This is a genomic window from Lysobacter silvisoli, assembly GCF_003382365.1.
Lineage (GTDB): Bacteria > Pseudomonadota > Gammaproteobacteria > Xanthomonadales > Xanthomonadaceae > Lysobacter > Lysobacter silvisoli.
Genome location: NZ_QTSU01000002.1, coordinates 566012 through 585137, shown reverse-complemented (window position 1 = coordinate 585137; position 19126 = coordinate 566012). Strand labels below are relative to the sequence as shown.

The window sequence follows — 19126 nt, the reverse complement described above, 5'->3', positions numbered from 1 at the left end:
TTGGGTCGGTTACGCGCCAGCGGGGGGCGGCGCATGACAGGAGCAGGCACGGCCCGGACGCCAAACACCAACCTCGCACGCGGCGCGTAAAGGCGCGTTCGCGCGCGTAGCCGTCGGCGGTCACGGCCCGTCCGACGAAAGCGGCACAGCGGCACCCAGTACCACCCCGATTACCAAGAAACCACCAACAACTAGACACACCGGCGGCGGGCGCAACAGCACGGCCCGCCTCCTGCTGAAGGAGACAGATCAGGCATGAGCACGGTTCGCCTAGAGGCGGTCAAGACGGAAGCGGCTGACAAGGACATCCCGCTGCAGCCCGCATCCCAGGACATCTGGGACAAGAAGTACCGGCTTAAGACCAAGAACGGCGAATCTGTGGATGCCGACATCGACGGCACCTATCAGCGCGTCGCCAAGGCCCTGGCGGACGCCGAGCCCACGGCCGAGAAGCAGCAGTACTGGAACGAGCGCTTCGTCTGGGCCCTGCGCCGCGGCGCGATCCCGGCCGGCCGCATCACCTCCAATGCCGGCGCCCTGGAGCACAAGCCCGCCACCTCCACGATCAACTGCACCGTCTCGGGCACCATCGAAGATTCGATGGACGGCATCCTGGAGAAGGTGCATGAGGCTGGCCTGACCCTGAAGGCCGGCTGCGGCATCGGCTACGAATTCTCGACCCTGCGGCCGCGCGGCGCCTTCGTCGCCGGCGCCGGCGCCTACACGTCCGGTCCGATGTCCTTCATGGATATCTACGACAAGATGTGCTTCACCGTGTCCTCGGCCGGCGGCCGTCGCGGCGCCCAGATGGGCACCTTCGACGTCAGCCACCCCGACGTGAAGGACTTCATCCGCGCCAAGCGCGAAGACGGCCGCCTGCGCCAGTTCAACCTGTCGCTGCTGATCACCGACGGCTTCATGGACGCGGTCAAGCTCGATGCCGACTGGCCGCTGGTGTTCCCGGTCAACATCAAGGAACGCGGCGACCTGGACCTGGACGACGCGGCCAAGGTGGTCTGGCGCGACTGGCCGACCCAGCGCAACTACATCGTGCGCGACGACGGCCTGGTGGCCTGCAAGATCTACGGCCACATCCGCGCGCGGCACCTGTGGGACATGATCATGGTCTCGACGTACGACTACGCCGAGCCGGGCTTCATCCTGATCGACCGCGTCAACGAGATGAACAACAACTGGTGGTGCGAGACCATCCGCGCCACCAACCCCTGCGGCGAACAGCCGCTGCCGCCCTACGGCGCCTGCCTGCTGGGTTCGGTCAACCTGACCAAGTTCGTGCGCAACGCCTTCACCGACCAGGCCGAGTTCGACTGGGAGGAATACAAGGAAGTCGTGCGCGTGTTCACCCGCATGCTCGACAACGTGGTCGAGGTCAACGGCCTGCCGCTGGAACAGCAGCGCGCCGAGATCATGCGCAAGCGCCGTCACGGCATGGGCTTCCTCGGCCTGGGCAGCACCGTGACCATGCTCAAGATGAAGTACGGCTCCAAGGAGTCGTGCGAGTTCACCGAGCGCATCGCCCGCGAAATGGCCGTGGCCGGCTGGGAAATGGGCCTGGCGCTGGCCAAGGAGAAGGGCGCCGCCCCGATCATGGACGAGGCCTTCGCCGTCACCGCCGAAATGCTGCGCAAGCGCCCGGAGATGAAGAAGGACGGCTGGAAGGTCGGCCAGGAGATCACCGGCAAGGTGCTGCACGCCAAGTACTCGCGCTACATGCAGCGCGTGGCCGAGGTCGCGCCCGAGCTGGTCGACGAGCTGGCCCGGATCGGCGCCCGCTTCACCCACCACAGCTCGATCGCGCCCACCGGCACCATCTCGCTGTCGCTGGCCAACAACGCCTCCAACGGCATCGAGCCCTCGTTCGCGCACCACTACAGCCGCAACGTGATCCGCGAAGGCAAGAAGTCCAAGGAAAAGGTCGACGTCTATTCCTTCGAGCTGCTGGCCTACCGCGAACTGGTCAACGCCAAGGCCATGCCGTTCAGCGACGAGCCCGGCGCGCAGCTGCCGGACTACTTCATCGCCGCCGACGACATCACCCCCAAGGAGCACGTCGACGTCCAGGCCGCCGCGCAGAAGTGGGTGGACTCCTCGATCTCCAAGACCGCGAACGTCCCCACGGACTACCCGTACGAGGACTTCAAGGACATCTACCGCTACGCCCACGAGCAGGGCCTGAAGGGCTGCACCACCTTCCGCTTCAACCCGGCCGCCTTCCAGGGCGTGCTGGTGAAGGAAGCCGACCTGGAGAACACCACCTACCGCTTCGAGCTCGAAGACGGCAGCGTGCTGGAGGTCAAGGGCAACGAGCAGATCGAATACGACGGCGAAATGCACACCGCCGCCAACCTGTTCGACGCGCTCAAGGAAGGCTATTACGGCAAGTTCTAAGGCCGGGCACCTGCCTTTCCCCCCTTTGTAAAAGGGGGGCAGGGGGGATTTCCGCGACACCCAGTTGCGTCGAGCCCCCATCCAGCTTTACGGCGGAGGCGACCGTTCAAACGCCTCGCGCGCTGCCCGGCCAGCGGCGCGTTTCCCCAGCCAGGCTCGCGTGCGCGGCGCGTCGCTGTTTCCGCGGGCGAAGCAGGTATAGCATCGCCTTGCAACACCCCAAACCCGATACGCCCCGATTAGCCGTACCTACAACGCGACACGCCGAATGAGCCCACTAGGAGGGCCTATGAGCAACGGAAATGGTGTGACGGCGACCCTGACCCAGGCCGCCGAAAACGTGAAAGAAACCGCCTCCAACATCGGCAGCGCCATCGCCACCCGCGCCGAAGACGCGGTGAAGACGGTCAAGACCACGGCCACCCGCGCGCGCAAGGCCGCCAAGAAGGCCGTGGGCACCGCCAAGAAGAAGCTCGCCAGCGCCAGCGCCAAGGCCAAGAAGGAAGCCGCGGCCCTGAAGGCCAAGGCCACCGGCAAGAAGCCGGCCAAGAAGGCCGCGAAGAAGGCTGGCGTGAAGAAGGCCGCTAAGAAGGTCGCCAAGAAACCCGCCGCCAAGAAGGCGGCCAAGAAGGTCGCCAAGAAGCCGGCGGCGAAGAAGGCCGCCAAGAAGGTCGCCAAGAAGCCCGCCGCCAAGAAGGCGGCCAAGAAGGTCGCCAAGAAGCCGGCGGCGAAGAAGGCCGCCAAGAAAGTCGCGAAGAAGCCTGCCGCCAAGAAAGCGGCCAAGAAGGCCGCGAAGAAGAAGTAAGCCGTAGCTCCCCACCCTCTCCCGCACGCGGGAGAGGGGCGGGAACCGGGCCCCGCGCCCACACCAGAACTAGAACTAGCGACACGCAAGCAGGAGCTGGCCGATGGCCGTCAAGATCGAAAAGAAAATCAAGGGCTACAGCGTCGTCACCCCGGAAGACAAGGCGAAGGAATCGGCCAAGGCCGAGGTCGCCGCGCGCAAGGTCGAGGAACTGCCCAGCGCCGACGTCATCCAGATGCACGAGCGCATCGAGCGCCCCGAGATCCTGGTCGGCTCCACCTACAAGATCAAGTCGCCGCTGTTCGAGCACGCGCTGTACGTGACGATCAACGACATCGTCCTCAACGCCGGCACCGAGCACGAACTGCGCCGTCCCTTCGAGATCTTCATCAACTCGAAGAACATGGACCACTTCCAGTGGATCGTGGCCCTGACCCGCATCATGTCCGCCGTGTTCCGCAAGGGCGGCGACGTCACCTTCCTGGTCGACGAAATGAAGGCCGTGTTCGACCCGCGCGGCGGCTACTTCAAGGCCGGCGGCGTCTACATGCCCTCGCTGGTGGCCGAACTGGGCGCCATCGTCGAAGACCACCTCAAGTCGATCGGCCTGCTGCACGACCCGGAAATGAGCGACGCCCAGCGCGCCCTCATCGCCGAAAAGCGCCGCGCCTACGAAGACCGTTCAAAAAAAAACTCTGACGTAAGCCACGCCGTCGCCGAATCCAGCGCCGCCGGCGCCGCCGAAACCATCGAAGTCACCGGCGAAGGCGTGTCGTTCCCGCCCTCGGCCACGCTGTGCCACAAGTGCAGCGCCAAGGCGCTGGTGATCATGGACGGCTGCGCGACTTGCTTGAACTGCGGTTACAGCAAGTGCGGGTGAGCGGGGATGTGGGCATGACTCGCTAGACGAGTGCAACAAGTAGCCATCGACACCGGATGGGGCTCCGCGGAGCCCCATTTTGTTTGTGCCGGGTCGTTTCCTTGCAGTGCGGATATCGAGCGGCTCCGGCGTCGACCGGAGCCCAAGCCGGGGCAAGCCGGGTCGAAGATCTCGTGCTCGTCCAGCAGGCTCGTCGGTGCTTGCGTAGGCGGCCGTGGCATTGCTGAATAGGGGCGGCTAGGGGTCTCACGGTCGGTTGGCGCGAAAATGGCGCGCCTCTTGACGTTCGCTGTTCGCCCTCGATAGCGAGCGCGAGCCAAGGGCAAGTTTGTGATCGTCGATCAACTACGGCGAATCCCGCTGGAAAGCAGCACGATGCAAGTCACAAATCGTGCATTTCCACATCTTCACGAACCATATACGTACGCCAACCTCAGCTGAAGGCAAGGTCATTGCTTCGGCGAAAAGCTCGCTATATTCCGAGCTCCATGACGAAGGAGATTGGAATGCTGACCAAGCAACATCTGAAGACGGCGCGCATGATCGGTGTGGCGCTCGTCGCTACCTTGGGCCTGGGCGCCTGCGCCACCTACAAGGAAGAGTTCGCGGGGATCAACTCTCGCCTCGATCAGCTCGATGCGAAGGTGCAGGGTGCGGCCCAGAGCGCCGAATCGGCCAATCAATCCGCGCAGCAGGCCAACCAGCGCCTGGATCAGATCGAAGGCCGCGTGCAGCAGCTCGAACGCGCGCCCCGTCGCTCGCCGCGCGGCTAATCGCGCTTGCAAGCAATGCTGTGAACCCGGAAACCGGTGGCCCTGCTGGCCGCCGGTTTCCTTTGTTTGATGAGATCTTGGTAATGAGGAGCCTTCCTATTCGCATCTGCCTACATCCTGCGATCCGGGTCGCTCGTGGCGCGCTGGTATGCGCGCTGGCCTTGGCGAGCATCGGCGTGGCCAATGCCAAGGATGCCCCTGCCAAGGAAGCCGCCGCGCAAACGGTGGACGCCGCCGATCAGCTTCCGCCGGGCCAGGACGTGTCCGATACGGTGATCGAGTTCGCCGGTTGGGTGGTCGCGAGCAAGGACAACCACGGCTATCCGTTCGCGATCATGGACAAGGCCGCCGCGCAGATCCTGGTGTTCGGCGGCGATGGCCGACTGCGCGGCGCGGCGCCCGGGCTGTTCGGCTCGGCGACCGGCGACCACACGGCGCCCGGCATCGCGGGTCTGGCGCTGCGCGAGATTCCGGGCCGGGACCGCACGACGCCCGCGGGGCGCTTCGTGGGCGGTTTCGGCCCGTCGATCGACGCCGGACGTGTGCTGTGGGTGGACTACGACTCCGCGGTCTCCATTCATCCGACCGCTACCGGCGTGCCGGCCGAGAAGCGTCCCGAACGTCTTGCATCGCCTGAGCCCGACGACAACCGCGTCACTCACGGTTGCATCAACGTCTCGCCGGAGTTTTACGAAGGCATCATCAGTTCGACGTTCGAGCGCGGGGGGATTTTCTATATCCTGCCGGACACGGCGTCGTTGGCGGAGACCTTCCCCGACTTCGCGCAGAGCCGCTCGACCGGGCAGCGCAAAGGAAAGCGCGCGCGCTCCGCGCGCCACTGAGCGGCGCGTCCGCGCTGCCTTGCGTATGCGGGGCAGCAGCGAAGTCTTAGTCGGTTGAGCGTGGGCCGCTCGAAGACCCGCGCGCTTTTTGCGGCACTGGCGCCCTAGGGTTCGAATCTTTCGCTGGTGTCCATGCGCACGCTGCGCAAGCGCGCGGTTTTCAGGTGCGCCGCATAGTTGGATTCGGCGAAGTAACCGATCAGTGCGGAGCGGCGGCGCAGGTCGCCGGGATTGATGCTGCCCGCATGAACCAGGTCGGCGTCGAACACCAGGATGTCGCCCGCGCTGCCGGCCAGTTGCAGGCTGCGGGACTCGTCGTCGGCGCTTGGCGCTGGAGCGTCCGGCGTCGGCCGGTGGCTGCCGGGCACCAGGCGGGTGGCGCCGTTGTCGGGTCCGTAATCGTCGAAGTAGGCGAGCGCGTTGACGGTGTCGCCCGGCCGCTGCGCGGACAGGTCGCGGTGCAGTCCCTGATGGCCGCCCCCTGGCAGGGGCTCGCGGCCCTCCACCTGGGACAGGAAGTAGCGCTCGCCGATCAGCGCGCCCACCGCGGCCAGCAGGCGCGGCCGCCGGCAGACGGCTTGCACGATCGGGTCCAGGTCCAGCAGCGAATGGCGCCAGCCTGGGCCGCGCGGCACCGGCCAGTGCTCCGACGCTTGTACGCCCGCGTCGAACGCGCGGCGCAGATCGGGTAGCCAATCCAGCGGGATTTCGCCGCGGAGCAGTACGTATCCGTCGCGGTGGAGTTGCTCGCGGTCGATCATGGGTTCCGGCTTCGCGTACGCGTGCCGGTTCTTTTACCGGGTCGGTGCCCGGAAGGACAGGGCGCAGGCCGGGCGAGCGCGGGGCGGCTGCGCTGCCGTTCGGCGACCGCCCGTCGCCGGTCGTCGAGGGGGGGGCGATCGCGGCTTGCAAACCGCCAGCGCGCGTCTTACAGTGAACCATATGGTTCACTATCAAGCTCGGCTCGACGCGACCTTCTCCGCCCTCTCCGACGTCACCCGGCGCGGCGTGCTGGAGCACCTGGGGGCTGCGGAAGCCTCCATCACCGATCTGGCCGACAAGTTCGGAATGACCCTGACGGGCATGAAGAAGCATGTCGGGGTGCTGGAGCAGGCCGGCCTGGTGACCACCGAGAAGGTCGGCCGCGTGCGTACCTGCCGCATCGGCTCGTGCCGTCTCGAGGAAGAGCTGGCGTGGATCTCGCGTTATCGCCAAGTGTGGGACGCGCGCTTCGACGCGCTGGACGGCGTCATCGCCGAACTCAAACAACAGGAGAAGGCTCGTGGTCGCAAGAAATGAGGTCGAATCCCAGCGCACGACAGTGCGGAAGACGTCGGAGCGCGAGGTCATGGTCACGCGAACCTTCGACGCGCCCGCGCGGCTGGTGTTCGAAGCCTGGGTCCGGCCCGAGCTGTTCCGGCGCTGGTGGGTGCCGCGCTCCCTGGGCATGACGCTGCGTTCGTGCGACCTGGACGTGCGCACCGGCGGCGAATACCGCCTGGTGTTCGGCGACGATCCCGCTCACGCGATGGCGTTCTTCGGCAAGTACCTGGAGGTGGTGCCCAACGAGCGCATCGTATGGACGAACGAGGAAGGCGGCGAAGTGGGATCGATCACCACCGTGACCTTCGAAGAGCGCGACGGCAAGACGCTGCTGGTGCTGACCGAACGGTATCCGACCAAGCAAGCGTTGGACGAGGCCGGCACCGGCGCGCAGGACGCGATGCACGAGACGTTTGCGCAGCTCGACGGGCTGCTGGTCGAACTGGCCGCGGCTTGATCCGGTCCGCGGCGGACCGACGGGCGTGAAATGCCTCGGCGCCGCTGGCCTGGTGCCCGAGAATTACCGATACTCGAATGGGGCTCTGCGGAGCCCCGGTCTTTTTCGACAGATCGTCTCTCCGGGGTTGCCTTGATGCGTCGCGCCGTCTTTCCGCTACTGCTTTTAACCTCGTTCGCCGCCGGCGCCGTCGTCATTCGCGACGACGTACCCGACCGGCGGCATCGCATGGCGATCTCCGAATTCCCGGCCCTGGCCGACGTACCCGGCGAAGGCCATGGCGTCCTCATCGCGCCGCGCTGGGTCCTGACCGCCGCCCACGCCGTCGGCTGGCAGAAGGCCGTCGATGTCGTGGTCGTCGGCGGCACGCCGTATGCCGTAAACCGCATCGTCGTCCATCCCGGCTACCGGAAGCCGCCTCAAGACCTGATCGACGCGGCGATCAAGTCGGGCGACTGGGCGGCCTTCCTGGAATTCATGACCGCTTCCGACGATATCGCCCTGATCGAGTTGACCGAGCCGGTGCGCGACGTAGCGCCCGCACGGATCTACCGCGGATCGGCGCTGGGCAAGGTCGTTCGCCTCATGGGCCGCGGCGCCACCGGCAAGGGATCGGAAGGCCACCATCCGCACGGCCCCAATCGGACCGACCTGCGCCAGGGCTACAACCAGATCAGCAGTTCCGACGGCCGCTGGATCGGATACACCTTCGACGCGCCGCCGGCCGCCCTGCCGCTGGAAGCCTCCTCCGGCAACGGCGACAGCGGCGGACCGATCCTGGTCGCCGTCGGCGACGAATGGCAGGTCGCCGGGATCACCGCATGGAAGCGCGTGCAGGGCAATCCGGTGGACACCTGGCCGGGCAAGTACGGGCAGACGAACTACGGGGTGCGGGTGGAGCATTACCGGGATTGGATCGAGAAGACGATTGCAGGTGATGCCACCGCAGTCGCGCCGCCGGGCGCCTAGCGCCCCGGTGCCGATCGCCACGCCGACGCAGCGCGGCGCGCGGCACCCGCGCCCGCGTCATTCGACCCGCCGCCACACCGAAATCGGCACGCTGCCGCCGGCCCGCGGCGGCACCTGGTAGCGCAGGGTGCCGCCGTCCAGTTCGTAACGGCGCCTTTGCGTGGTGCCTTCCCAGTTGGGGAAGGACGCGCCCTCGATCGAGAACACCAGCATTCCCGCACGTTCGTCGATCGAGATCGTGCCGTAGTGGGTGCTGCTGCCCAGGACCGCCGATCTGAATTCGTCGGCGCTGCCATCGGCCTTGCTGTGGCTGGCGAAGGGCAGGCGCTCGGACTTGAATATCTGCAGCGAATAGCGCCCCCGCGCATCGACGATCAACCTGCCCTTCGGGTTTGCGCCGTAATCCCGCGCCGTTTCGCCGTCCGGCAGGATCTGGTCGGCGGCGACCAGGGTCCAGGTGCCTTGCAGCGGGAATGCATGCACGGGCACTCGCGCGTCGCGCGCGGCGAACCCCGCAAGCATGGCGACCAGGGCGCCGGTCAGTGTCTTCATCGCGGTGTGTCCTTATGGGTCGGGAGCGGTGCCGATCCTAGGCCGGTTGATAGATAAGAAAAACTGATCTAAAAATATATCTGTCATTTCAAAAGCGAATGAATCAGATGAAGGCCATGGACGTCGACGCGGTCCGGGCGTTCCTGCTGGCGGCGGAGCTGCAGAGCTTCACCCGCACCGCCGACGTGCTGGGCACCACGCAGTCCGCGGTGAGTCTGAAGCTGCAGCGCCTGGAGACGCAGCTCGGCCGCCGACTGCTGGAGCGCACGCCGCGGCATGTGCGCCTGTCGGCCGAGGGCTTGGCGTTTCTCGGCGTGGCGCGCGAACTGGTCTCGTCCCACGATCGCGCAGCGGCCGCCTTCGAGACGGAGCAACGGCGGCTGGCGATCGGCATCAATCAGCAATTGGTCGGCTCCGAGCTGCCCTTGCTGCTGCGGCGACTGCGCGACCACGATCCGAATCTGCGGGTGGAGATGCGCATAGGCGGTACCGGCGAGCTCATGCGCGGCCTGGACGATGGCGAGCTCGATGCGGTGCTGGTGTTGCGCCCCGAGGACCGCGGCAAGCGGGGCAAGGCGGTGGGCGCGGAATCTTTCTCGTGGTTCGCTGCGGCCGATTGGGCGCCCAGAGCCGGCCAGCCCCTGCCGTTGGCGACACAGGGCGAGTCCTGCCGGGTCCGCGCCGAGGCGGTGCGCGCGCTGGAACGTGCCGGCATCGCCTGGGATGAGGTATTCGTGGGCAAGGGCGCCGCGATTCTGGGGGCGGCCGCCGCCGCGGGCCTTGCGGTGGCGGTGCTGGCGCGGCGTGCGGCGCCTGCGGGCACGGTCGATGTCAGCGGGCTCCTGTCGCTACCGCCGATACGCGCGCAGGACGTGATGCTCTACAGCAAGCTCAGCGACCGGCGGACGCGCGAAGCGCTGCGCGTGCTTACGCTGGCCTTTCAGTAGCCAGGCCGGTCCCGCTCACGCCGCGGTCAGCCGCGCGTTGCGCCGCAGGAACTGCGGCGGCTGGCCGAAGCTGCGCACAAACGCGCGGCGCATGCGCTCCGGGTCGGCGAAGCCGGTTTGGATGGCGATTTCGTCGATGCTGTGACGGCTCTGCTCGACCAGCATGCGGGCCGCCTCGACGCGCAGTTGTTCCACCGCCTTGGCCGGCGACTGCCCGGTTTCGCTGCGGAAGGCGCGGCTGAACTGGCGCGGGCTCAGGTGCGCGGCCGCGGCCAGTTCCTCCACCGACAAGGGCGCGCCGAGGTTCTGGCGCGCGTAGGCCAGAGCGCTCTGGATGCGGTCGGACTTGGCGTCCAGCGCCAGCAGCGCCGAATGCTGGGACTGGCCGCCGGCGCGGCGGTGATAGACCACCAGTTTCTGCGCCACCGTGCGTGCGAGGTCGGCGCCAAAGTCCTTCTCGATCATGCCCAGCGCGAGGTCGATGCCGGCGGTCATGCCCGCCGACGTCCAGATCGGGCCGTCGATGATGTAGATGCGGTCGTCCTCGACGCGGGCGCGGGCGAACTGCCGCTGCAAATCGCGCGCGTACATCCAATGCGTGGTGACGCGACGGCCGTCCAACAGGCCGGCCTCGCCCAGGACGAAGGCGCCGGTGCAGACCGAGGCGGTGCGGCGGCTCGCCGACGCCAGCCTGCGCAACGGCTTGATCAGGCCCGGGCCCATGGGCGCCGGCTTCAGCAGGCCGGTCACGATCAAGGTGTCGAGCTTCTGTCGCGCCAGGGCGCGGGTCTGCACCGGGACGCCGAACGAGTTGGGAACCGCGCCGCCGTGTTCGGACAGGAAGCGGATGTCGTAGCGCGGCTCGGCGGTGCTGACGTTGGCCAGCTCGAACGCCGACGCCGCGGCCAGGCCCATGATTTGGAACTGCGCCGGCAGCACGAAACCGATGCTCAGCATGGGCTGGATCTCCTATGTCCTAAAACGAGGTATATACGACATTTACGCCATGGGCAAGGCCGCCTAGATTTCCACCGTCACCCAACGGAATCTGGAGCCCGCAATGACCCCCTTCCATCAAGGCACCGCGCTGATCACCGGCGCGTCCTCCGGCATCGGCGCCGTCTACGCCGATCGGCTGGCCCGCGCCGGCTACGACCTGATCCTGGTCGCACGCCGCGCCGACCGCCTGCGCGACCTGGCGCGGGAGCTCACCGACCTCACCGGTCGTTCGGTCGAAACGATCGCCGCCGACCTCACCCGTCCCGCCGACCTGGCCGTGGTCGAGACCGTGCTCAAGACCGATGCCAGCATCACCATGCTGGTCAACAACGCCGGCGTCGGCGCGACCGCGCCGCTGCTGCAGTCCGACGCGGCCGAGATGGATCGCATGATCGCGCTCAACGTGGGCGTGCTGACGCGCCTGGCTTACGCCGCCGCGCCGACCTTCGTGGCCCGTGGCCACGGCACCATCGTCAACATCGCGTCGATCGTGGCGCTGGCGCCGGAGTTGCTCAATGGCGTGTACGGCGGCAGCAAGGCCTTCGTGCTCGCGTTCTCGCAGTCGCTGCAACACGAACTGGCCGACAAGGGCGTGCGCGTGCAGGCGGTGCTGCCCGGCGCCACGGCGACGGACTTCTGGGATGCCGCGGGCCTGCCGGTGGCGCACCTGCCCACGGACATCGTCATGCCGGTGGAAGCGATGGTCGACGCCGCGCTGTCCGGGCTGGCCCAGGGCGAACAGGTCACGATCCCGTCGCTGGCCGAGCTGAGCGATTGGACCGCGTTCGACCAGGCACGCAAGGCGCTGAGCCCGAAACTGTCCCGCTCCGTTCCCGCCGCGCGTTACACCGCGACGCCCCGGTAAGCCGATAGCGCCGGCGCGCATCGGCGCGCCGCCGCAACCCCGCCCGCACCCACTGCCCTGGAACCTCCGCCATGAACACCGCCATGAAGCGCAAGATCGCCTTCGCCCTCTCCATGGGCGTGGTGACGACCGGCATCATCTCCCTCGTGCTGATCGCGCTCAATCGCGGCCTGGGCGACGGGTTCGTCCTGGCATGGCTGCGCTCCTGGGGCGTGGGCTACGTGATCGTGATCCCGGCGATCCTGCTGATCGGTCCGCGTCTGCAGGCCAGGATCGACCGGCTGATCGCCTGAGCCGCGGAGCACGCCGACGTGTTCGCTGTCGCTCCGAAACGCATGTTGGCGACCGCTTTTCTGTTCGCCAGTTCGTTCGCGGCTGCTTTGGCGCTCGCGCTTGCGAACACGAGGCCTCGCAGTTCGTGCCGGTCGCGAACGAACCGGCGGCGGAACTGCACGTCGACCCGCCGCTGGCGCGCGGTGCTGCGGGATCGCGGGCGCAACTAGCCCGTATCGACCTCGATGCGCTGCACGCGCTTGCGGTAGGCGGTTACGTTGTTGCCGTCGATCTCCGTTTCCCGCGTCCCCGTCACCTCGCCGATCTGCCGGTCCGAGCCGGTCACCGGCTGCGCCTCGACCGTGGTCTCGCGTTCGAACGCGTGCGACTTGTCGGTGTTGCGGTAGTAGCGGTACAGCGTCCAGTACAGGCCGGTGGCGCCGGCCGGGCCGAGCAGGAGCAGCCACAGGCCACTGTCGTCGCTCATCAGGAGTTCCCCACGATCCACAGGGCGATGCCTTCGAGGAAGGTGCCGACGGTGATGGCGGTCAGCAGCAGCTTCCACTGTTGCACGGGCACGCTGCCCATGGTCTCGCCGGTACGGCCGTTCACCGCGATGTAATGCAGCATGCCGCCGTTGCTGCCGGGCTGGTGGTAGGAATACAGCCATACCGGCAGGTACATGGACACCCAGCGCGTGCCGTGCACGTCCAGCCGTTCCTGCTCCCAGCGCACGCCGCGATCGTAGCGGCCGACCGAGTCCTCGACCTGGGCGCGGGCGATCGACAGCAACTGGTCTTCCAGCCGCGGGCGCAGCCGCTGCACGTCGGTGTTGCGCTTCTCCGAGCTGAAGCCAGACAGATAGGACGCGTTCCACTTCACCGCGTTCTTGGTGTCGAACGGCAGGATGGTGTTGATGATGTTGTTGGTGTTGACCCGGGTGTCCAGGTTGCCGCGCTCGGTGGAGGATTCCAGCGGCAGGTCGTCGACGGTGAAGTCGACGTGCCGTTCCACGCGGTAGACGTCTGCGTCGTAGTAGGTCTTCTTGTTGTCGCCGCTGCCCTGGGTGTAGCGGCGCGTCTGGATTTCGCCCTGGCCGACGATGTCGGCGCTGGCGTTGCCGTCCACGATCATGTACGGCAGGTACACGCCGACCACGTTCTCCGGCGTGAACTGCTCCTTGAACGCCTTCAGCGCGAAGAAGCGGCGCTTGTCTACGAATTGGCGGATACGGGCGACGGCATCGTCTTTGCGGATGTGGAACGGCAGCACCGCATCGGGCACGGCGCCATTGTCCACCTGCTCGTTGACGCCGAAGACGTGGCGGCACCAGTGGCAGCGCGCGGTCATCGCGGTGTCGGTGTTGACCGTGACCTCGGCGCCGCAGCCGGTGCATTTGAAGCTCATCAGGCTGGCGGCGTCGGCGGCGATGTCACGCGCGCCCGAGGCGACGATGGTGCCCTTGAGCTGGGCCAGGCCCTCGCCCAGCCCGAACTCTTCCTCCACCCGCGCGCCGTGCCACTCGTGGCGGCAGTACAGGCAGATCAGCAGGTCGCTGCCGGCCTTTTGGCGGATGTCGGACGCGCCGCATTTCGGGCAGCGGTTGAGGCCGTCCTTGAGTTCTTCGGAGGACGTGTCGATGGCGACCGGATCGGGCGCCAGCAACTCGTCGCGGATCGGCTCGGGCAGGACGGCCGGATCGACCGGCGAGCTGCCGGGCAAGGGCGGCACGTCCTGCGGCGAGCCCGGGCCGGTGTACGGCGGCAGCGGCGGCGGCGAACGGGTGGAGTTCGACATGGGGCTACGCGGCTCCGGCTTACAGGCCCAGCGTCTTGGTCTTGAGCGCGTCGTAGTCGGCCTGGGTGATCAGGCCCAGGTCGAGCATCTCCTTGGCCTTCTTCAGCTTGGCGATCGGATCGTCGGCCGCAGGCGCCGCCGGCTGCTGCAGGCTGCCCACGCCGGCGCCCATCATGCCCGTCGCCATGCCCACGCCGACCAAACCCGCCGCGCCGCCGTTCTCGCCGGCGGCCTGGATGCCCGCGGCGACGCTGGCTTGCAGGTTGGAGTTGCCGCGCGCGCCCGACAGTGCGTCGGCGCGTTGCACGGTCTTGAGCAGCTCGCGCGTGGTCGCGTCGTATTCGATGGAGACGATGGCGGTCTTGACGATGGCCAGGCCGCGGTCGGACTTCCACTGGTAGGCGGTTTCGACCGCGTCGGACAGGCTCTTGGCGAAACCCAGCGAGTCCTGCTGGATCTTGGTGATGCGGTTGCCCTTGTCCGCGTCGTTGGTATACAGGCTGAAAGCCGGGGCGAGCGAGCCGACGACTTCGTTGAACAGTTGGCTGGCGGCGGCGTTGTCGACGTCGGTGAAATCGAACACCTGGCCGGGGCGCAAATAGCTGGCCGGCACGAAGTTCTTCACGAACAGGATCGGGTCGACGATCTTCAGCGTGTAGGAGCCGCGCGTGAGCGCGCCGACCTGAGTGTTGAGGAAGCCGTCGTTCCAGTAGATCTCCGACTGGGTGCCGAAGCGGTTGTCCGGCAGCTCCTTGAGCGAGACGAAGAACGCGGCCTGCTGCGAACCCGGCTGGCCGCCGAACTTGAAGCGCTCCCAGCTTTGCTTGATCAGCGAGCTGACCAGGCCGTCGCCGGCGAAGACGGATTGGGAATTGAGGTCGTCCGAACGCCACTCGTAGCCGCCCGGCTCGGCGGCGAAGCCGGTGATCGCGCCGTCCTGGAACAGCAGCAGCCCGTAGCCCTCGGGCACCACGATCTTGGACCCGTTGCTGATGATGTTCGAGGAACCGCTGGTGTTGGAACCGCGGCCGGCATTGGTACCGCGCGGCACCGCGGCGAACAGTGCCGCGGTCGACGGCAGGCCGTCGGGAACCGTATAGAAGTCCTTCCACTGGTCGGCCAGCACGCCGCCGACCGCACCCGCCACCGCTTGTATCAGACCCATGACTATCCCCGCGATTCCTGGCCGGGCACCGTACCCGCCTTGCTCGGCGGAACTATACAGTCCCGCGCGGCGGGTCGGAGGCGGGTTCGCTCGGTCCGTCGTGCTCAGTCGGTCTTGCCGAACACCCGGCTGCAGGGCGGTTGTTCGTACTGCGCCTTCGCGCCCTGGGTCACGTAGTCCACGATCACGCCGCCGTGCAGCTCGAAGTGGGCGGTGCACTCGGACACGCGCTCCCAGCTGACCGGCCCCGGCATGGGCGCGCACACCAGCGGCTTGTCCATGCCGTTGACCGGCTGCGGGGACTGACCGGCCGGGCAGCCCTGGGTGGGCGCGTAGACGGTGTCGACCACGCGTTGGTAGTAGCTGACGATGCGTTGGCCGGAACGGTCCTCGGTTTTCGTGGGCGCGCCCCACACCCGCAGCAGTTCGGCTTCGGGCTGGCCGATCCAGGGCTCCAGGGCGCGACGCACGGGTGCGTACTCGCGCTTGCGGCGTTTTTCCAGGCGCCGCAGCGGTTCCTGGGCCTGGGCGAAACGCTCGGCCTCGGCTTTCTCGTTCTGCACGGTCTGGCCGGCCAGAGCGTTGGCTTCGGCCAGGGCCTTTTCGCGGCGCGCGTTGAGGCTGGCCATTTCGCGTTCGAGTTCGGCGGCCGAGCGCGGGGTGCTGGCGGGCCGCTTGCCGTCGCTCCACATGCTGTTCCAGGCCAGGTCGCCGACGTCGGCGGTGGTCAGCGGCCCCAGGTACATCCAGCCGCGCTCGCGCTGGTCGGCCTTGCGCGCGGCCAGGCGCTTGGCGCTGTCCTTGGGCCCCATGTCGCAGGCGAAGGCGATCAGCGCCTCGCCCACGGCGTTCTTCGGCGGCTGCGCGGGCTGGTCGGGCGCGGTGGTGAGCTTGCCGCCGCGCGGCGAGATCTGGATGAGCTTCTCCTCCAGCGTGTTGCGCCCGCAGTCGATGATCATGTTGGACGACACCCAATCCGGCGCCTTGGCGTTTTCCAGGATCGTGATGGTTTCCAGCTTGTAGGTCTTGTCGGCGAACGGCACCGCATCCAGGTAGGTCTCGTCGACGACGACGAAGAGGCGGCTGGGTTTGTCGCCGCCGGCGTAGACCAGCCAGCGTTCGCCGGCGAAGGCGGGCGAGATCGCCGTGGCGAGGGCGGCGGCGACGTACAGGTGCTTCATACGGGTTCCTTGCGAGCGGCGCCTTGGTGCCGGCCATGGATGGGCTAGCCCGAATGGCTCGGGCATTCGTTACAGTGATCGGCGCCGCCACTCCGCGACCGGGCCCTGCGACCCAGCCATGAAAGCGCTGCATGCGATGGTATTGACCCTAGGCTTGTTCGCCACGGCGAACGCGGCATGGTGCGCCGAGCCGTTGGCGTTCTGCGTCGAAACGGGCGAGGTGCAGCTGCTGGAGCGGTTGTCGGCCAATGCGCAGTTGATCGAACGCATCGAGGTGGACTACACCTCCACGGAAGCCGAAGGAAAGGAGCGCCTGCGGGCCCTGCTCAAGCGCAGGGCCTACGTGCATGCGGCGGACTTCATCACCGGTGTGGAGACGCACAGCGAGCAACTGGATCGCTGGCACTACCTGCATGTCGGCAGCGCCGATGCGTACTTATGCAGGCAGGGAACGCTGGCGCGGGCGTTCGGCGACGGGGTGCCGTCTGCGCGCAGCGATCCCGCTAATTCTTACGCGCAAGCCGGCCTAGTGCAGTAGCGTCAGTCGGTCCGCGGCGATGCGCCGCAGCTTGTCCGGATTGCGCTGCACGTACACGCCGGTGATGCGCTCGCCGTCGCTGTCGTAGTACTGCGCCGATTCCAGCTCGTCGCCGAAGTAGCGCAGCAGGCCCAGGCGGCCGTTGATCCAGGCCAGTTCCAGGCGCAGCTCGTGCCCGCGCCGCAGCGTGCAGGCGTACAACAGCTGGGCCACGCGCGCGCCGCCCACCATGGGCTGGGGGAAGCTGCTGACGATGCCGCCGCCGTCGCCGATCAGGCTGGCCGAGTCGGCCATCAGTTCCTTCATCGCCTGCAGGTCGGCGTTGGACCAGGCCTCGGCGAAGCGGCGCATCAGCCGCTGGTGGGCTTCGGCCGAGACCACATAACGCGGGCGCTCCTCGCGCAGCTGGCTCTTGGCGCGGTGCACGATCTGGCGGCAGGCGGCTTCGTTCTTGTCGAGCACGCGGGCGATGTCGGGGTAGTCGGCGTCGAACACTTCGCGCAGCAGGTAGGCGGCGCGCGCCTCGGGCGAGAGCCGTTCGAGCACGGTCAGGAACGCGAGCGAGAGATCGCTGCTGGCTTCCTGCAGCTCCTCGGGTGTGGCGGGAGCTGCGGTGATGACCGGCTCGGGCAGCCAGATGCCCGCATAGCGCTCGCGTTCGCTGCGCGCGCGGCGCAGGCGGTCGATGGAGCGCCGGCTGGTGGTGGTCACCAGCCAGGCTTCCGGGTCCAGGATCTCGCCCGGCGCGGCGGCGTTCCAGCCCAGCCAGACGTCCTGCACCACATCCTCGGCTTCGGCGAGGGAGCCGAGCATGCGGTAGGCCACGCCCAGCAGGCGCGGCTGCAGCTGAAGAAAAAGGTCGGTACTGGGGTCCATGAATCCATGGTCGCACTGCGGGGCGGGCTTGTGACGCCGCGCCGCGGCCGTCCGTCAGGGCACCGGAATCAAGGCCGGCTTGTCGATGTCCTTCAGCAGCAGCACCAGGAACTTGGCCGGCTCGGTCTGGCTGGCGTTGCGGCCGATCGTGTGCAGGTCCGCGGGGCCTTCGTGGAAGCTCTGGCCGGCTTTCAGGGTGACTTCCTTGCCGCCGGCCACGCCCATCACGATCGCGCCCTCCAGCACGTAGACGAAGGCGTGGGCGTCGTGGCGGTGGACCGGGTCGGCACCGCCGGGCGGATACTCGACGGTGATCATCAGCGCTTCCTTGCCCGGGTATTCGGGCAGGCGCTGGGTCATGACTTCGGCGACGGTAGGCGGCGGCGCGTTGCCGGCGGCGGCGTGCGGGGACGGGCCGTGGGCCGCGGCTGCGCCGGACCACAGTAAGACGGTGGTGAGACAGAGCGATGAGGCGATGCGCATGGCGGGCTCCGGTGGTGGCCGTTAACGGGCGCCGGGCGCGCGCGGCACCCGGCGATGCGGCTTAGACGGCGTTGCTCAGGACAGCGTCGCTTAGGACAACTGCGCCTTATCCAGGCCGAACGCCTGATCGTAGGTGCCGGGCACGGTACGGAAGCCGACGTTGACGCGGTTCCAGGCGTTGATCGCCATCACCAGGAAGGTCAGGTCCGACAGTTCCTTTTCCGACAGCTGGCCGCGCACGCGCTCGTACAGCTCGTCCGCCACGCCCTGCGCCGGCAGCTGGGTCAGCACCTCGGTCCAGGCCAGGGCGGCGCGCTCGCGCGGAGCGAACAGGTTGGAATCGCGCCAGCCGGCGACGTGGTGCAGGCGCAGCGGGCGTTCGCCGTGGATGGTGGCCTGCTTGACATGCATGTCCAGGCAGAAGGTGCAGCCGTTGATCTGCGAGGCGCGGATGACGACGAGATCGCGGATGGGTTCCTCGATCGCGCTGTCCTTGGTCAGCAGGTTGAACTCGACGAACTTCTTGAACAGTTCCGGCGACTGCTTCTGGTAGTCGATGCGTTGGCTCATGGTGTCGCTCCAGGGAGTAGGGGAGGCCCGAAAGGCCGGTCCGCCTTTCGGTTCGGACCAATCTAGGCAGCGCCACGCTGGGCGAGTAGAGCGGTGCGCGGACGCGCGGTGTTGAGCGCTGTGCACCAATGCGCCGGTGGCTGTCACAAGCCGCGGCGCGGCTGCGACCTGGAGGTATGACTAGCGCGCAAATCGAGGAAGCCGCCGCCGCGCCGGCCTGCGGCGCGGACCGGGTCTGGACCGAGTTCATGGCCGCACTGGCGGCCTTGGCGCCGGAGGTGCGTGCGGCCTTCCTGCTGCACGAGGTGTTCGAGGCCGACTACGAAGCCATCACCCGCATGACCGGCCTGCCGGCGGAGCTGTGTCGCCGGCATGTCGAGTACGCACGCGCCTGCGCCGGTTGGGCAAAGAGGAACAGGCGC

General features: G+C 67.6%; 22 protein-coding genes. 12 read left to right on the top strand and 10 right to left on the bottom strand.

Annotated features, from left to right (window positions below; translation table 11 throughout):
• Positions 1–255 precede the first annotated feature (255 nt).
• The 5 genes from DX914_RS13860 (at position 256) to DX914_RS13840 (ending at position 5709) form a co-directional block, all read left to right on the top strand.
• Complete coding sequence (locus tag DX914_RS13860; RefSeq protein WP_115859698.1) at positions 256–2409, top strand: adenosylcobalamin-dependent ribonucleoside-diphosphate reductase; 2154 nt, start codon at positions 256–258, stop codon at positions 2407–2409.
• 289 nt (positions 2410–2698) lie between these two features.
• The gene (locus DX914_RS13855) at positions 2699–3214 is read left to right on the top strand and encodes a hypothetical protein (protein WP_115859697.1); all 516 of its coding nucleotides are present in this window, start codon (positions 2699–2701) and stop codon (positions 3212–3214) included.
• Between the two features lie 103 nt (positions 3215–3317).
• Positions 3318–4094 carry a TSCPD domain-containing protein gene (locus tag DX914_RS13850; protein ID WP_115859696.1) on the top strand — a complete coding sequence of 259 codons (777 nt, stop codon included), beginning with the start codon at positions 3318–3320 and terminating at the stop codon, positions 4092–4094.
• 506 nt (positions 4095–4600) lie between these two features.
• Complete coding sequence (locus tag DX914_RS13845; protein WP_115859695.1) at positions 4601–4867, top strand: hypothetical protein; 267 nt, start codon at positions 4601–4603, stop codon at positions 4865–4867.
• A gap of 176 nt (positions 4868–5043) precedes the next feature.
• The gene (locus DX914_RS13840) at positions 5044–5709 is read left to right on the top strand and encodes a L,D-transpeptidase (protein WP_196778912.1); all 666 of its coding nucleotides are present in this window, start codon (positions 5044–5046) and stop codon (positions 5707–5709) included.
• Between the two features lie 104 nt (positions 5710–5813).
• Here the strand turns inward: DX914_RS13840 and DX914_RS13835 are convergent, their stop codons facing one another.
• On the bottom strand, positions 5814–6470 hold the full coding sequence (locus DX914_RS13835) for a phytanoyl-CoA dioxygenase family protein (protein WP_115859694.1): 657 nt from the start codon (positions 6468–6470) through the stop codon (positions 5814–5816).
• Between the two features lie 181 nt (positions 6471–6651).
• Here DX914_RS13835 and DX914_RS13830 point away from each other — a divergent pair, with 181 nt between their 5' ends.
• The 3 genes from DX914_RS13830 to DX914_RS13820 all read left to right on the top strand — a co-directional run bounded on the left by DX914_RS13830 (position 6652) and on the right by DX914_RS13820 (position 8458).
• Entirely contained in the window at positions 6652–7008 is a 357-nt protein-coding gene (locus DX914_RS13830; RefSeq protein ID WP_115859693.1) for an ArsR/SmtB family transcription factor, read from the top strand.
• 49 nt (positions 7009–7057) lie between these two features.
• Entirely contained in the window at positions 7058–7489 is a 432-nt protein-coding gene (locus tag DX914_RS13825; protein ID WP_115860208.1) for an SRPBCC family protein, read from the top strand.
• Positions 7490–7624: 135 nt separating this feature from the next.
• On the top strand, positions 7625–8458 hold the full coding sequence (locus DX914_RS13820; RefSeq protein ID WP_115859692.1) for a S1 family peptidase: 834 nt from the start codon (positions 7625–7627) through the stop codon (positions 8456–8458).
• Positions 8459–8515: 57 nt separating this feature from the next.
• Here the strand turns inward: DX914_RS13820 and DX914_RS13815 are convergent, their stop codons facing one another.
• Positions 8516–9010, bottom strand: coding sequence for a lipocalin-like domain-containing protein (locus DX914_RS13815; protein WP_115859691.1), 495 nt, complete (start codon positions 9008–9010; stop codon positions 8516–8518).
• Between the two features lie 98 nt (positions 9011–9108).
• Between DX914_RS13815 and DX914_RS13810 the strand changes: the two genes are divergently transcribed.
• The gene (locus tag DX914_RS13810; protein WP_196778911.1) at positions 9109–9957 is read left to right on the top strand and encodes a LysR family transcriptional regulator; all 849 of its coding nucleotides are present in this window, start codon (positions 9109–9111) and stop codon (positions 9955–9957) included.
• A 15-nt stretch (positions 9958–9972) separates the two neighbouring features.
• On the opposite strand, the gene DX914_RS13805 is transcribed toward DX914_RS13810, so the two are convergent.
• Complete coding sequence (locus DX914_RS13805) at positions 9973–10914, bottom strand: GlxA family transcriptional regulator (protein WP_115859690.1); 942 nt, start codon at positions 10912–10914, stop codon at positions 9973–9975.
• A gap of 103 nt (positions 10915–11017) precedes the next feature.
• Between DX914_RS13805 and DX914_RS13800 the strand changes: the two genes are divergently transcribed.
• Both DX914_RS13800 and DX914_RS13795 read left to right on the top strand, forming a co-directional pair.
• Positions 11018–11821: an SDR family NAD(P)-dependent oxidoreductase gene (locus DX914_RS13800; RefSeq protein WP_115859689.1), complete on the top strand. Its 804-nt coding sequence runs from the start codon at positions 11018–11020 to the stop codon at positions 11819–11821.
• A 71-nt stretch (positions 11822–11892) separates the two neighbouring features.
• Positions 11893–12114: a DUF2798 domain-containing protein gene (locus tag DX914_RS13795; protein WP_115859688.1), complete on the top strand. Its 222-nt coding sequence runs from the start codon at positions 11893–11895 to the stop codon at positions 12112–12114.
• 206 nt (positions 12115–12320) lie between these two features.
• Here DX914_RS13795 and DX914_RS13790 read toward each other — a convergent pair whose 3' ends face one another.
• The 4 genes from DX914_RS13790 to DX914_RS13775 all read right to left on the bottom strand — a co-directional run bounded on the left by DX914_RS13790 (position 12321) and on the right by DX914_RS13775 (position 16237).
• Entirely contained in the window at positions 12321–12581 is a 261-nt protein-coding gene (locus DX914_RS13790) for a hypothetical protein (RefSeq protein WP_115859687.1), read from the bottom strand.
• Positions 12581–13891, bottom strand: coding sequence for a TFIIB-type zinc ribbon-containing protein (locus DX914_RS13785; protein WP_115859686.1), 1311 nt, complete (start codon positions 13889–13891; stop codon positions 12581–12583). The genes DX914_RS13790 and DX914_RS13785 overlap by 1 nt, the downstream gene beginning before the upstream one ends.
• Before the next feature lie 19 nt (positions 13892–13910).
• A complete protein-coding gene (locus tag DX914_RS13780; RefSeq protein ID WP_115859685.1) occupies positions 13911–15056 on the bottom strand; it encodes an SPFH domain-containing protein in 1146 nt (381 codons plus the stop codon).
• A gap of 104 nt (positions 15057–15160) precedes the next feature.
• Entirely contained in the window at positions 15161–16237 is a 1077-nt protein-coding gene (locus DX914_RS13775; RefSeq protein WP_115859684.1) for a hypothetical protein, read from the bottom strand.
• Between the two features lie 118 nt (positions 16238–16355).
• Here DX914_RS13775 and DX914_RS13770 point away from each other — a divergent pair, with 118 nt between their 5' ends.
• Positions 16356–16775, top strand: coding sequence for a hypothetical protein (locus DX914_RS13770; RefSeq protein WP_147300678.1), 420 nt, complete (start codon positions 16356–16358; stop codon positions 16773–16775).
• Here DX914_RS13770 and DX914_RS13765 read toward each other — a convergent pair.
• The 3 genes from DX914_RS13765 to DX914_RS13755 all read right to left on the bottom strand — a co-directional run bounded on the left by DX914_RS13765 (position 16764) and on the right by DX914_RS13755 (position 18704).
• Positions 16764–17651, bottom strand: coding sequence for an RNA polymerase sigma-70 factor (locus DX914_RS13765; RefSeq protein WP_115859682.1), 888 nt, complete (start codon positions 17649–17651; stop codon positions 16764–16766). The genes DX914_RS13770 and DX914_RS13765 overlap by 12 nt on opposite strands.
• Positions 17652–17705: 54 nt before the next feature.
• Entirely contained in the window at positions 17706–18134 is a 429-nt protein-coding gene (locus DX914_RS13760; protein ID WP_115859681.1) for a cupin domain-containing protein, read from the bottom strand.
• Positions 18135–18224: 90 nt separating this feature from the next.
• A complete protein-coding gene (locus DX914_RS13755) occupies positions 18225–18704 on the bottom strand; it encodes a carboxymuconolactone decarboxylase family protein (RefSeq protein WP_115859680.1) in 480 nt (159 codons plus the stop codon).
• Positions 18705–19126 lie beyond the last annotated feature (422 nt).